The 13,523-nt window shown below is 72.3% G+C and carries 12 protein-coding genes; 4 read left to right on the top strand and 8 right to left on the bottom strand.

Annotated elements, in window-relative coordinates; all coding sequences use genetic code 11:
* Nucleotides 1–11 precede the first annotated feature (11 nt).
* Genes OHB56_RS10225 through OHB56_RS10215 form a run of 3 tightly spaced genes read right to left on the bottom strand, consistent with a single transcriptional unit; the run spans nucleotide 12 to nucleotide 3,433 of the window.
* Complete coding sequence (locus OHB56_RS10225) at nucleotides 12–767, bottom strand: SDR family oxidoreductase (RefSeq protein WP_055596619.1); 756 nt, start codon at nucleotides 765–767, stop codon at nucleotides 12–14.
* 5 nt (nucleotides 768–772) lie between these two features.
* Nucleotides 773–2,566, bottom strand: coding sequence for a glycoside hydrolase family 15 protein (locus OHB56_RS10220; RefSeq protein WP_326751962.1), 1,794 nt, complete (start codon nucleotides 2,564–2,566; stop codon nucleotides 773–775).
* 60 nt (nucleotides 2,567–2,626) lie between these two features.
* Nucleotides 2,627–3,433, bottom strand: a complete 807-nt coding sequence (locus tag OHB56_RS10215; protein WP_406352783.1) for an SURF1 family protein — start codon at nucleotides 3,431–3,433, stop codon at nucleotides 2,627–2,629.
* 226 nt (nucleotides 3,434–3,659) lie between these two features.
* On the opposite strand from OHB56_RS10215, the gene OHB56_RS10210 reads away from it, so the two are divergent.
* Nucleotides 3,660–3,911: a hypothetical protein gene (locus OHB56_RS10210; protein ID WP_055596621.1), complete on the top strand. Its 252-nt coding sequence runs from the start codon at nucleotides 3,660–3,662 to the stop codon at nucleotides 3,909–3,911.
* Nucleotides 3,912–4,200: 289 nt separating this feature from the next.
* Here OHB56_RS10210 and OHB56_RS10205 read toward each other — a convergent pair whose 3' ends face one another.
* The 4 genes from OHB56_RS10205 to OHB56_RS10190 form a co-directional block, all read right to left on the bottom strand.
* Nucleotides 4,201–5,187 (bottom strand): DEDDh family exonuclease, encoded by a 987-nt coding sequence (locus OHB56_RS10205; protein WP_406352780.1) that lies wholly within the window; start codon nucleotides 5,185–5,187, stop codon nucleotides 4,201–4,203.
* Between the two features lie 217 nt (nucleotides 5,188–5,404).
* Nucleotides 5,405–6,412 carry a CopD family protein gene (locus tag OHB56_RS10200; protein ID WP_406352779.1) on the bottom strand — a complete coding sequence of 336 codons (1,008 nt, stop codon included), beginning with the start codon at nucleotides 6,410–6,412 and terminating at the stop codon, nucleotides 5,405–5,407.
* A 102-nt stretch (nucleotides 6,413–6,514) separates the two neighbouring features.
* Nucleotides 6,515–8,056: a CoA transferase gene (locus OHB56_RS10195; RefSeq protein WP_406352777.1), complete on the bottom strand. Its 1,542-nt coding sequence runs from the start codon at nucleotides 8,054–8,056 to the stop codon at nucleotides 6,515–6,517.
* 136 nt (nucleotides 8,057–8,192) lie between these two features.
* The gene (locus tag OHB56_RS10190; protein WP_406352776.1) at nucleotides 8,193–9,755 is read right to left on the bottom strand and encodes a S8 family peptidase; all 1,563 of its coding nucleotides are present in this window, start codon (nucleotides 9,753–9,755) and stop codon (nucleotides 8,193–8,195) included.
* A gap of 265 nt (nucleotides 9,756–10,020) precedes the next feature.
* On the opposite strand from OHB56_RS10190, the gene OHB56_RS10185 reads away from it, so the two are divergent.
* From OHB56_RS10185 to moaA, 3 genes are all read left to right on the top strand, one after another.
* A complete protein-coding gene (locus OHB56_RS10185; protein ID WP_326751956.1) occupies nucleotides 10,021–10,377 on the top strand; it encodes a DUF485 domain-containing protein in 357 nt (118 codons plus the stop codon).
* Nucleotides 10,374–12,002 (top strand): cation acetate symporter, encoded by a 1,629-nt coding sequence (locus OHB56_RS10180; protein WP_055597601.1) that lies wholly within the window; start codon nucleotides 10,374–10,376, stop codon nucleotides 12,000–12,002. The genes OHB56_RS10185 and OHB56_RS10180 overlap by 4 nt, the downstream gene beginning before the upstream one ends.
* Before the next feature lie 168 nt (nucleotides 12,003–12,170).
* Nucleotides 12,171–13,160, top strand: coding sequence for a GTP 3',8-cyclase MoaA (gene moaA / locus OHB56_RS10175; RefSeq protein WP_326751955.1), 990 nt, complete (start codon nucleotides 12,171–12,173; stop codon nucleotides 13,158–13,160).
* 46 nt (nucleotides 13,161–13,206) lie between these two features.
* Here moaA and OHB56_RS10170 read toward each other — a convergent pair whose 3' ends face one another.
* Nucleotides 13,207–13,431 (bottom strand): hypothetical protein, encoded by a 225-nt coding sequence (locus tag OHB56_RS10170; protein ID WP_055597603.1) that lies wholly within the window; start codon nucleotides 13,429–13,431, stop codon nucleotides 13,207–13,209.
* Nucleotides 13,432–13,523 lie beyond the last annotated feature (92 nt).

The following is a 13,523-nucleotide window of genomic DNA, read 5'->3' as shown; positions in this document are numbered from 1 at the left end:
CGGAACGCTCCTCAGAACCCGTGCCGCACCCCGCCGTCCACCGGGACCATGACGCCCGTGACGTAGGAGGCGGCCGGGGAGAGGAGGAAGGCGGCGGCGCGGCCGAACTCCGCAGGGGTGCCGTAACGGCGCAGCGGGATGCGGGACTGGGCCGCCTGGCGGGTGGCCTCCGGGTCGGCGGAGAGGGAGTCGAGCTCACGGACGCGGTCCGTGTCGATGCGCCCCGGGAGCACTCCCACGACCCGGATGCCGCGCGGGCCCAGCTCGTCCGCGAGGGACTTGGCGAAGCCGGCCAGCCCCGGGCGCAGCCCGTTGGAGATGGTCAGGCCGGGCAGTGGTTCGTGCACCGAGCCGGACAGCACGAAGCCGATGACACCGCCCTCGCCCAGCTCCGCCGCGGCGGCCCGGGCCATCCGCACCGCGCCCAGGAACACCGACTCGAACGCCGCCTGCCACTGCTCGTCGGTGGTGTCGGCCACGAACCCGGGCGGAGGTCCGCCCACGCTGACGAGGATGCCGTCGAAACGGTGGAACCGCTCGCGCGCGGTCGCGATCAGCCGCGCCGCCGCCCCGGGGTCGGCGTTGTCGACCGCCACGCCGACCGCGTCCGGCCCCAGATCGGCAGCCGCCTCGGCGACGCTCTCGTGCTCCCGTCCGGTGACGACCACCTTCGCGCCGTCCGCCACCAGCTCGCGCGCGGTGGCGTTGCCCAGCCCGCGGGTCGCTCCGGTGACGACGTACACCCGGTCCTTCAGTCCAAGATCCATGGCCCCTATCCTGCCTCCTCGCTTCCGAACAGGGCGAGAGCGGTGTTCACCAGACCGATGTGACTGAACGCCTGCGGGAAGTTGCCCAGCAGCCTCTCGCCGACCGGGTCGTACTCCTCCGCCAGCAGACCCACGTCGTTGGCGAGTCCCAGCAGCCGTTCGAACAGCTCGCGCGCCTGAGCCGTCCGGCCCGTCATATGCAGGGCGTCCGCGAGCCAGAACGAGCACACCAGGAAGGCGCCCTCCACGCCGGGCAGGCCGTCCACGTCGTTCCGGTCCGGGGTGTAGCGGCGCACGAGCCCGTCCTGTCCCAGCTCCGCGTGGATCGCGTCGACGGTACCGAGGACCCGGGGGTCGTCGGGCGGCAGAAAGCCCACCCGGGGGATCAGCAGCAGCGCGGCGTCGAGTTCCCGCGAGCCGTAGGACTGCGTGAAGGTGTTCCGCTCGGGGTCGTACCCCTTCTCGCACACGTCACGGTGCACCTCGTCGCGCAACGCGCGCCAGTCCTTGAGAGCGCGCTCGACGTCGCCGTCGAGGTCCGGGTTCTCCTCCAGGAGGCGCACGGCACGGTCGGCGGCCACCCACACCATCACCTTGGAGTGCACGAAGTGCCGCCGGCCGCCGCGTACCTCCCACAGCCCCTCGTCCGGCTGCCGCCAGACCGACCGGAGGAAGTCCAGCAGCACCCTCTGCAGCGCCCACACGTCCGGGTGCGGGGACAGGCCCGACCGTCGGGCCAGTGCCAGCGAGTCCACGACCTCGCCGTACACGTCCAGCTGGAGCTGGTTGACGGCGTTGTTCCCGACCCGTACCGGAGTGGCGCCGTCGAAGCCGGACAGCCACGGCAGTTCGGTCTCGGGCAGCCGCCGCTCACCCGCCACCCCGTACATGATCTGAAGATCTGCCGGGTCGCCCGCGACCGCGCGCAGCAGCCAGTTGCGCCACGCCTCCGCCTCGTCCTGGTAGCCGGCCGCCAGCAGCGCGTTCAGGGTCAGCGTGGAATCGCGCAGCCAGCAGAAGCGGTAGTCCCAGTTGCGCACCCCGCCCGGTTCCTCCGGCAGGGAGGTGGTGGGCGCGGCGACGATGCCGCCCGTCGGCGAGTAGGTGAGCGCCTTGAGCGTGATCAGGGACCGCACGACCGCGTCCCGGTACGGCCCGTCGTAACGGCAGCGGGACGCCCACGCGCGCCAGTCGGCGATGCTGTGCCGCAGCGAGGAGTACGGATCCACCAGCGGCGGGCGCGGCTCGTGGGACGGGTGCCAGGTGAGGACGAACGCGACCCGCTCGCCCGGCGCGACCGTGAACTCGGAGTGCGTGCCGAGGTCCTCGCCCCAGGTGGGCACCTCCGGCACACTGCGCAGCCATGCCGAGTCCGGCCCGGCGACCGCCACCCGGTGGCCGTCCGCCCTGCGCACCCAGGGCACCACCGAGCCGTAGTCGAAGCGCAGCCGGAGCGTGCTGCGGACGGTCACCTCGCCGCGGACGCCCTCGACGACGCGCACCAGGTCGGGCGCGCGGTCGCGCTGCGGCATCAGGTCCGTGACGCGCACCAGGCCCTCGTCGGTCTCCCACTCGGTGTCCAGGACGAGGGTGTCCCGGCGGTAGGCGCGGCGCGTGTACCGCTCGGCGCCCACGGGCGCGATGCGCCAGTGACCGTTGTCCTCGTCGCCGAGCAGCCGGGCGAAGCAGGCGCCGGAGTCGAAGCGGGGCAGGCAGAGCCAGTCGACGGAGCCGTCCGCGCCCACCAGGGCAGCGGTCTGTTCGTCGCCGATGAGCGCGTAGTCCTCGATACGGTGCACGAGATGCGGATGCCCGGCCGCCGGGTGCGGCAATCAGGGGCGGGCCGGGGGAATGAAGGGCTACACCGCGGCGGGCTCGGTGTCCGCCGCGCCCTCGGCGTCCGCCTCCCGCTCCGCCTTCTCCGTCCGCTCCCGGGCCTCGCGGCGGACGAGGACGACCCAGCCCACGGGGACGCCCGCGGCGAACAGCCACCACTGCCAGGCGTACGCCAGGTGAGGGCCGATCGAGTCGTGCTCGGGGGAGGGGATCGGCTCCGGGGTGTCACCGCCCGGCTCGGGGTCGGTCAGGTCGACGTAGCCGCCGAGGACCTGCTTGCCGAGCCGGTCGGCCTCCAGCTCGCTGTTGATCAGCATGATCTGCCGGTCCGGCAGGCCCTGGAGGTTCTTGATGCCGCTGTCCTCGGTCGTCTGGTCCTGCATCAGCCGCCCGGTGATGGTGAGCTCGCCCCCGGGCGGTGCGGGAACCTTCGGGAACGCGGTCTGGCTCGGGCCGTCCGCGGGGATCCAGCCCCGGTTGACCAGCAGGACCTTGCCGTCCTCGAGGACGAAGGGGGTCAGGACGTGGTAGCCGACCTCCTCGTCCGCGTTGGTGCGGCGGCGCACCACGACCTCGTCGGAGGCGTCGAAGCTGCCCTTCGCCGTCACGCTGCGGTACAGGTCGTCGTGGTCGACCTTCGCCCTGGGCGAGGTCAGGGACTCGGCGGGCACCGGCTTCGCGGCCAGGGAGTCGGCGATCACCTGGTTCAACGCGACCCGGCGCTCGTGACGGTGCAACTGCCAGAAGCCCAGCTCGACCATCGTCGGGATGAGCGCGAGCGCCAGCAGAGTGAGAATCACCCACTGGCGGGACAACAGGAAGCGGTACACCCCACGACCGTACAACCAGGGCCGGGGGGTGCATTCAGGCGGGTACGTCCGCACACCCGGTCGACGATCCCGCTCCGGCCCTCACCGAGGACCGGCCGGACGGGAGCCCTCGGGGCGGGGGAGGCGCGGTGGCTCCCTCCGGGCCGCTGCGCCGACCGGGTAGAACCTCCGGGCGGCGGCCCCCCTCGGCTTGCCGGAGCCCCGCCCGGCCCCAACGATGCGGTTTATGACACGTTGCGAAGTGTGCGGGAACGACTACGCGCTGGCGTTCACCGTCACGACCCAGGACGGTTCCGCCCACGTATTCGATTCGTTCGCCTGTGCGATTCATCGCATGGCCCCGATCTGTGAGCACTGCCGGGTGCAGATCATCGGCCAGGGCGTCGAGGTCGACGGCCACTGGTACTGCGGAGCGCACTGCGCCCGCGCGGAAGGGAAGGCCGGCATCGTGGACAAGGTCGGCAGTGTGAGCGGTTAGGGCCTGTCCGGCGGGTCATGCCGGAGAGGCGAGGACCTGCACGCTCATCTGCGGCGTCGTCGTCGGTTGCCGACTCCCCCGAGCGCTCGGCTCCTCCCCCACTCTCGGCTTCGCTCGAGCGGGGGCACCCCCATGAGCAGGGGGACCCCCATCGCGTCGACGCCCTCCTCCGCCTTGCGGCTGAACGCACCAGTCCTCGCTCACCCCAGCCGGACGGATACCGTCCCTTGCCTCCGACTCGATCCGCCGGACAGGCCCTGGGCCTGCCCGGCGGGCCGGGCGTGCGGGGTCAGCCGTCCGAGGCGGGTTCGATGTCGCGCAGCAGCTGTCCGAACGCCGCCTCGTCCATGACCGGGGTGCCGTACTGCCGGGCCTTGACCACCTTGGACGTGCCCGAGTCCGGATCATTGGTGACCAGGAGACTGGTCAGCCGGGAGATGCTGGTGGCGACATGCAGCCCGGCCTCGGTCGCCCGGTCCTCCAGCAGGTCCCGCTCCACGGAGGTGTCGCCGGAGAAGGCGACCCGCATGCCCTGCTTGAGGGGCTTGCCCGGGTCGTACCGGCCCGGGTTGGGGTACGGGCACGCCGGCCGCTTGCGGGACGGGCGCCAACCGGTGGTCCGGTAGCCGCTCCCTGGGCCCGCCTCCTGTCCGGTGCGGGGCCGGTCCGTCCACTCCGTCAGCGGCAGGCACTCGTGCAGCGGCAGGCGGACGCCGCGCGCCGCCGCGGTCCGCAGGCTGGGCCGGAAGGCCTCCGCCAGTACCCTCGCGTCGTCCAGCGCGTGGTGCGCGCGCTGCTGGACCACGCCGAAGTGCGCGGCGAGCGACTCCAGTTTGTGGTTGGGCAGCGGCAGCGCGAGCTCCTTGGAGAGGGCGATCGTGCACAGCCGCTGCTTCACCGGCGCCTGCGCGCGGGCGCGCGCGTACTCGCGGGCGATCATCTGCCAGTCGAAGACGGCGTTGTGCGCGACGAGCACCCGGCCCTCCAGCCGGGTGGCGAACTCCCCGGCGATGTCGGTGAAGAGGGGTGCCCCCCGCAGCGCCTCGCGCGTCAGACCGTGGATCCACACCGGGCCGGGGTCCCGCTCCGGATCGACCACCGTGTACCAGTGGTCCTCGACCTCGCCGCGCGCGTCCAGCTGGTAGACGCCCGCCGAGATGATGCGGTCGTCCCGGGCGAGCCCCGTGGTCTCCACGTCGACGACCGCGTATCCCTGCGGATACGCGGCCGGCCACGCGGTGGGGGAGGACGCTTCGGTCGTGAGGTCTTCGAGCATGGTTCACGAGGATACGGGCCCCCGCCGACAGCCCTGCCCGTCAGGCATCGCACGGAGCACGTCCGTTCGGTGCCGGGAGCGTGCGGAGAGGTGTGCCGGGTGCCGCCTCCGACGGTTCCTCCGGTGCACGCCGGCCGCGCTCGTCCGCACGGCCGGGAGCGGCGCCCGCCCGGGCGTCCGTGCCCAGGAGCGGTGGGAGACCCCCACCGCCCGCCCCTCACCAGCGGATCGGCACCGGCAGCGCCGTCAGAAGGCCCGACACCGCCACCACCAGGGCCAGAACGTACGCCTCCGCCCGCGCGGGGGCACCGGCGCTCAGCGGATCGGCCGCGCGGGCCAGCCGGATCCTGGCCCACAGGGCGAGGGCCGCGACCCCGGCCATCAGGATCACCTTGGCGAGCAGGACACGCCCGTACGCCGTGTCCGTCAGCTGCTCCAGGATCGACTCCGGCGGCATCCGGCGCAGTGAACTGCACACCCCGGTCGCCGTGATGGCGACGAGCAGAACGGCCGCGACGCGCGCGTACAGCCCCAGCAGCACGGCGCCCGCCGGAGAGCCCCGCCACGCGCGCATCGCGCGCAGCGCGTACAGCAGGCCGCCCACCCAGAGCGAGGCGCAGACCAGGTGGATCAACGTCAGCCCGGAGCCGATCAGCGGGGTGTACTCGGTCTCGGGGTGCGCGCGCAGGGCCTCGGCGACGACGATCGCGGCCAGCGGCCAGACCTGCGTCCCCGGGCGGCCGGAGGCGGCGCACAGGGCCGCGGCGAGGAACGCGTTGACCTCAAGGAGGGCGAGCTTGCCCTCCGGCGAGTCGTACAGACTGCCCACGTCGATGGCGGCGAGGCTGTCGGGAACCAGGTTCCCGGTGGCCACGACGCAGGCGAGCCCGAGAGCGGCCACGAAACCGACGGAGTTCGCGACGGTGGACCAGCTGCGCGGCACGGCCGGGGGAGCGTCGGGTACGGAACGCAGCAGCCGTCTCACGAACAGCTCGCCGACGGGTACGGCGAGCGCCGCGAACAGCACCGTCCGCAGCAGGGCTATGCCGCTGGTGCCGGGCGCGGCGGCCTCACCGGTCTCGTGCAGGGCCGGGGACGGGCCGAGGAGCGGTATCAGCGCGGCCAGCGCCACCAGCACGAGGACGGCGACGGCCGGGCCGGTCCCGGGACGCCGCGCGTCCTTGTGCGCGCCGGTCGTCCCGGACGTGGGGTTTGTCAGAGTCACCCCAGGATCTTCACAAGGGCTCACAGAACGGGCAAGCACGGGGTGGAGGGCAGGCGTGTATTTCCCGCCAAGGCCGCATTTACCGCCCCGGCCGACTGCTCGTCACCGGCCCCGTCCCCCACCGGCCCCGTCCCTCACCGGCCCCGTCCCCCACCGGGCCGCGTCGGCACCCCACGGTCCGGGCGGACGGCCCCAGTCATCGGGGCCGCCGGTGAACGACACCGGGGACCGGGCGTACCGCAGTCTCCCCATGGCGCTGTCCGTCTCCGTGAGCCAGTCGGCGGCAGACCCGCCCGCGGCCGGGACGGGGGCGGGGGCGGAGGCGGGACCGGGGGCTGCCGCGGTCCGGTCGCCGCCCGGCGCACGCGTGGGCGCGGCTCCCTCCAGCAGCCAGGCCGCCGTCCGCGCCAGCGCCAGGCGGACGAACCGGCTGCCGCCCTCGTCCGCCTGTTCGACCAGCGCCCGAAGCACCGCCGCCGCCAGCAGATACCCGGTGTCGTGGTCGAGGGCCTGCGCCGGGAGCGCCCCCGGCCGCCCGGCCGAACCCTCGCTCACCGCGATGCCCGTGGCCGCCTGCACCAGACTGTCGAAGCCGCGCCGGTCGCCCCACGGCCCGTACGCCCCCCACGCCGACAACTGGGCCACGACCACTCCGGGCCGGCGCTCGGCCAGTGCCTCGGGGCTCAGCCCCAGGCGGTCCAGGGACCCCGGCCGGTACCCGGTGACCACCACGTCCGCCGCCGCGAGCAGTTCCTCGAACGTGTCGCGGCCGGCCGACAGATCCAGCAGGGCCGAACGCTTCCCGAACCCCGTGTCGGTGTGCTGGTCGGAGAGTTCGGGCAGCCCCGGCGGGTCCAGACGCAGCACGTCCGCGCCGAGCAGGGCGAGCGTGCGGGTGGCGACGGGGCCCGCGACGACCCGGGTCAGATCCAGCACCCGCAGTCCCGCGGCGGGCAGCAGGGGGTCACGGTCCACGGGGGTGAGTGTCCGCGCGGGGGCGGAATCCAGCCATCCGCGCTCCACCAGCGGGCGCCGCGCCACCGTCGCCGCCTGCTCGTGCGCCGCCCACTCGGCGGGCGTCCGCAGCGCGACGGCGAGGCCCCCGGCGGCGTACACGGTCTCCTCGACCTCCGCGGCCGACCGTTCGGCGAGCGCCGCCGCCACCTTCTCCGGGTCGTCGGACGTACCCAGCGCGGCGAGCAGCCGGGCCCGGTGGTGCGGGTAGTTGGCGTGCGTGCGCACCCACCCGTCCGCCGTGCGCCAGAAGCGCGACAGCGGGGCGAAGGACACCGGAGCCCGCCCGTCGACCAGCAGATGCCGCTCACTGACGAACGCCGCCGCCACCGCTCCGTCGTCCACCCGCACGGCGGGCACTCCGGGGCCCGGGGGACGACCGGGGCGAGCGGGTCCCGTCCGTCGCGCGCCCAGTTCGGCCGCGGCCAGCGCGCACGCGCCCACGCAGGCGCGCGCCACCTCCCGTACCGGCAGCCGCGCGGGAAGCGCCTCGGACCGCTCGACGGTCGTCACGCGTGCGAGGAGAGCCGGGTCTCCGCCCAATGAGGACCAGGCGGCGGTGAGGCCGGGGCCGGGGTCGGCGAAGGAGCCGGGGGAGGGGGAGGGGGAGGGACGGTCGGTGTCGGTCATGGGTGCACTATGCGGTATCGGCCGACCGGCAGCGGAAGGGGCCGGACGAATGATCGCCCGGCCCCCTCCCGCTCACCCGCAGACCCCGCAGGACGAGGAACGCGTCACCGCGTCACCGCGTCATCGCGTCACCGGGTCAGCGCTTCACCGCGCGCAGCGCGTCGACGATGCCGTGGCCGTAGAAGCCGTTGACCCGGCTGCCGCCCTCGCACGTCGCGTCCTGCACGCCGTCGCCGTTCTGGTCGTACGACTCCGGGCAGCCCGGGTTGTTCGCCTGCGCCTTCAGCAGCGCCTGCAACTGGGCCGGGGGCGCCCACGGGTACCTGGACTTCAGCAGCGCGGCGACACCGGCGACGTGCGGCGCGGCCATCGACGTGCCCTGCAGGAAGGCGTACTGGCCGTTCGGCATGGTGGACAGGATGCGGCCGTTCTTCGACGGGGTGTCGGGCGTCTGGTAGCGCCCGTCGCCGCCGGGCGCGGCCACGTCGACGACCCCCTTGCCGTACGTGGAGTAGTACGACTTGAGGTTCTGCACGCCCGTCGCGCTGACCGTGACCACGCCCGGGAGCTGGGTCGGCAGGTCGAGGCACTCGGACGGGTCGATGGTGCGCTCGACCGGCGTGGTGTCGTTGGGGCTGGAGGCGTCGTCGATCGCGTCCGAGGCCAGGTCGTGGTTGGAGTTGCCGGCCGACGAGACGTGCAGGGTGCCCTTGAGCTGGGCGTACTTCTGGGCCCGGTTGACCGCGTCGACGATCGCCCGCTGGTCCGGGTCGTTCATGCAGTTGTAGAGCCACGGGTCGACGTAGTAGCTGTTGTTCGTGATCTCCACGCCGTGGTCGGCGGCGAACACGAAGGCGCAGACGACGTTCTCCGGGTAGAACAGCCCGTTGTCCGGGTCGCTCACCTTGATGGACGCGACCTTGACGCCGGGCGCGACACCGGCGACGCCGATGCCGTTGCGGGCCGCGGCGATCTCACCGGCCACGTGGGTGCCGTGGTAGTCCTCGTCCGTGTACGGGCGCCAGGCGCCCTCACTGGTGTCCGCCTTGCCGCCGACGCAGTTGGCCGACTGGGCGGCGGAGAAGTTCGGCTCGAGGTCGGGGTGGGAGTCGTCCACGCCGGTGTCGATCACGGCGACGGTGACCTTGCGGCTGCCCGGGTTGATCTGCGCCGCCTTGTCGGCGCCGATCGCGCGCAGGTCCCACTGGTCGGCCTCGAGAGGCTCGCTGCCGGGGGTCCGCACGGAGACGGCCCCCGTCCTGGCGGCCTCCTCGGCCGTCACGTAGTCCGCCGCACCCTCGTCCGTGGTCCCCGCGGGGACCAGCGGTGCGGTGCGGGTCGCGCCGGCCGACTGCACCCCGCGCACGGCGCGCATCTCCTGGGCGAAGCCGGGGTTCGCCGAGTGGACGACGATCACACCGATCCGGTCGTACGTGATCACGACGGTCCCGCCGGCCGCGGCGACCGCCTTCTCCACCGACGCGATCGTGCGGCGGTCCGTCCTGGTGTTGACGACGTACGCCAGACCGGAGGCGTCCGTCGCCCGCTCCGTCGCCTGCTCGTTCGCCCGTTCAGCTGCCGTCGATGCCGCCTGCGGAGCCGCCGAGGCCGTCGCCGGCAGGAAGCCGAGCGAGACGGTCAGGGACAGCGCGACGGGCACGGCGAGGGCGAGCCGGCGTCTGGAACGCAGATGGGCCATGGGATCTCCACATCATCCGGAAACAAAACCGGCCCGAGGCACAGGTGGTGCTCGGGCAGGTACATGACGGGTAGTGCAGGGCGAAGCTATCCCGCGCGCTCGCCGGGCAGCAATGTTTTCTCGGCCGTGTCTTCGGTGAACGTCCGTGCAAAAGAAGCACGCGGGGTTGAACCGGTCCTCGCGTGGCGCCGTGACGTTGTGCAGGGAGCGCGAGGACACTCGCCCCCGTCCCCGTCCGAACCCACCCGTAACGCGAGGAGACTTCGTGGCCGCCGAAGCACCGCCCCCCTCAGCAGAGCAGCACAAACTCCCCACACCCGAGGAGTTCACCGAGGTGCAGGAGAGCGCTGAGTTCGGTGAACTGCGCCGCTCCTACCGCTCCTTCGCCTTTCCCCTGACCGTCGGCTTCATCATCTGGTACCTGCTGTACGTGCTGCTCTCGAACTACGCGGGCGGCTTCATGGGCACCAAGCTGTTCGGCAACATCAACGTCGCCTTCGTCTTCGGTGTCCTGCAGTTCCTCACCACGTTCCTCATCGCATGGTGGTACTCGCGGCACGCCGCCACCCAACTCGACCCCAAGGCCGAGGCCATCAAGACGCGTATGGAGGGTGGCGCATGAGCCCCTCGATCACCCACATCCAGCTCGCCGCGAACGAGGCGAGCGAGCACCGCCCGCTCATCATCACCCTGTTCGCGCTGTTCGTCCTCGCGACCCTCGGCATCACCGTGTGGGCGGGCCGGCAGACCAAGGACGCCGCCGACTTCTACGCGGGCGGACGCCAGTTCAGCGCCTTCCAGAACGGACTCGCGGTCTCCGGCGACTACATGTCGGCCGCGTCCTTCCTCGGCATCGCGGGTGCCATCGCCCTCTTCGGCTACGACGGCTTCCTCTATTCCATCGGGTTCCTCGTCGCCTGGCTGGTCGCCCTGCTCCTGGTCGCCGAGCCCCTGCGGAACTCCGGCCGCTACACCATGGGTGACGTCCTCGCCTACCGCATGCGCCAGCGGCCCGTGCGCACCGCCGCCGGCACCTCCACCATCGTCGTCTCGATCTTCTACCTGCTGGCCCAGATGGCGGGCGCCGGCGTGCTCGTCTCGCTGCTGCTCGGCATCACCTCCGACGCCGGCAAGATCCTGATCGTCGCCCTGGTCGGCGTCCTGATGGTCGTGTACGTCTCCATCGGCGGCATGAAGGGCACCACCTGGGTGCAGATGGTCAAGGCCGTGCTCCTCATCGGCGGCACCATCCTGATCACCTTCCTGGTGCTGCTGAAGTTCAACTTCAACATCTCCGACCTGCTGGGCAAGGCCGCCGACAACAGCGGCGCGGGCGCGTCCTTCCTGGAGCCCGGCCTGCAGTACGGCGCGAGCGGCACCACCAAGCTGGACTTCATCTCCCTCGGCATCGCCCTGGTGCTCGGCACCGCCGGCCTGCCGCACATCCTGATCCGCTTCTACACGGTGCCCAACGCCAAGGCCGCCCGTAAGTCCGTGAACTGGGCCATCGGCATCATCGGCGGCTTCTACCTGATGACCATCGCGCTCGGCTTCGGCGCCGCCGCGCTCATCTCGCGGGACGAGATCATCGCCTCGAACCCGTCCGGCAACACGGCCGCCCCGCTGCTCGCCCTCCACTTGGGCGGCGTCGACTCGACCTGGGGCGCGATCCTGCTCGCCACCATCTCGGCGGTCGCCTTCGCCACGATCCTCGCCGTGGTCGCCGGCCTCACCCTCGCCTCGTCGTCCTCCTTCGCGCACGACATCTACGCCAACGTCATCCGCAAGGGGAAGGCCACCGGTGCGGAGGAGGTCCGCGCGGCTCGCTGGGCGACCATCTTCATCGGCGTCGTCTCCATCGGTCTGGGCGCCCTCGCCCGCGACCTGAACGTGGCCGGTCTGGTCGCGCTGGCCTTCGCGGTCGCCGCCTCCGCCAACCTGCCGACGATCCTCTACAGCCTGTTCTGGAAGCGGTTCACCACCCAGGGCGCCCTGTGGTCGATCTACGGCGGTCTCATCGTGGCCGTCGGCCTGGTGCTGTTCTCGCCCGTCGTCTCCGGCGACCCCAAGGCGATGTTCCCCGACGTCGACTTCGCCTGGTTCCCGCTGAAGAACCCGGGCATCATCTCCATCCCGTTCGGCTTCCTGATGGGCTGGCTCGGCACCGTCCTGTCGAAGGAGGAGCCCGACGTCAAGAAGTTCGCGGAGCTGGAGGTCCGGTCGCTGACCGGCACCGGCGCCCACTGACCGACCCGGTCGCCCCCCTTTCGGCCGTGTCGCGGGAACCCCCTCGAAGGTTCCCGCGACGCGGCCGTCGTGCATTTCGTGGCATCGGGGCGCTGTGGCTTGTCGGTGGCGTCACGTAGGCTCACATGTACGGAGCATGAGTGATCCGAGTGGAGGGAGGGGGCCCACGTGCTCATCGACACGTACGGCCGGGTGGCCACCGACCTGAGGGTGTCACTGACCGACCGATGCAATCTGCGGTGCACCTACTGCATGCCCGAGGAGGGCCTGCAGTGGCTGGCCAAACCCGACCTGCTGACGGACGACGAGATCGTCCGCCTCGTCGCCATCGCCGTCACCTCCCTCGGCATCGAGGAGGTCCGCTTCACCGGCGGTGAGCCCCTGCTCCGCCCCGGCCTGGTCGGCATCGTCGAGCGCGTCGCCGCCCTGGAGCCCCGCCCCCAGATGTCCCTCACCACCAACGGCATCGGCCTGCGGCGCACGGCGGAGGCCCTGAGGAGGGCCGGCCTGGACCGGGTCAACGTCTCCCTGGACACGCTCCGTCCGGACGTCTTCAAGACCCTCACCCGCCGCAACCGCCACCAGGACGTGCTCGACGGCCTGTACGCGGCCCGCGAGGCCGGCCTGACCCCGGTGAAGGTCAACTCGGTCCTGATGCCCGGGCTCAACGACGACGAGGCCCCCGACCTGCTCGCCTGGGCCGTGGAGCACGACTACGAGCTGCGGTTCATCGAGCAGATGCCCCTGGACGCCCAGCACGGCTGGAAGCGCGACGGCATGATCACCGCAGGCGACATCCTCACCTCCCTGCGCACCCGTTTCGAGCTGACCCCCGAGGGCGACGAGGCCCGGGGTTCGGCCCCGGCCGAGCGCTGGCTGGTGGACGGCGGCCCGCACCGCGTGGGCGTCATCGCCTCCGTCACCCGGCCGTTCTGCGCGGCCTGCGACCGCACCCGCCTCACCGCCGACGGACAGATACGCACGTGCCTGTTCGCCACCGAGGAGACGGACCTGCGCGCCGCCCTGCGCTCCGACGCCCCCGACGAGGAGATCGCCCGGATCTGGAAACTGGCGATGTGGGGCAAGAAGGCGGGCGCCGGCCTCGACGACCCGTCCTTCGTGCAGCCGGACCGCCCGATGTCGGCGATCGGCGGCTGAGGGCCGCCGGGAGGGCCCGGGGCGGTTCGCGGAGCGGTCTGGGGACCTACGCCCCTTCGGGCGCCTTCCACTCCTCGAAGCGCACGACGTCCTTCAGGAATCCGCGCACACCGAGGAACTGCGACAAGTGCTCCCGGTGCTCCTCGCACGCGAGCCAGGTCTTGCGGCGCTCCGGCGTGTGCAGCTTCGGGTTGTTCCAGGCGAGCACCCACACGGCGGCGGCACGGCAGCCCTTCGCGGAACAGATCGGCGTCTCGGGATCAGGGTCCATCACACCGCCGACCCTAACCCGGTCGGCGTAGTGCGACGTCCCGCGCGAAAGGGTGAAAGCGGAGGAAAAGGCGACGCCGAGCAGCCACGGGG

This window comes from Streptomyces sp. NBC_01635 (assembly GCF_045209715.1).
GTDB classification, from domain to species: domain Bacteria; phylum Actinomycetota; class Actinomycetes; order Streptomycetales; family Streptomycetaceae; genus Streptomyces; species Streptomyces hirsutus.
Note: the sequence above shows the minus strand (reverse complement) of the source record. Positions and strands in the feature narration are given on the sequence as shown.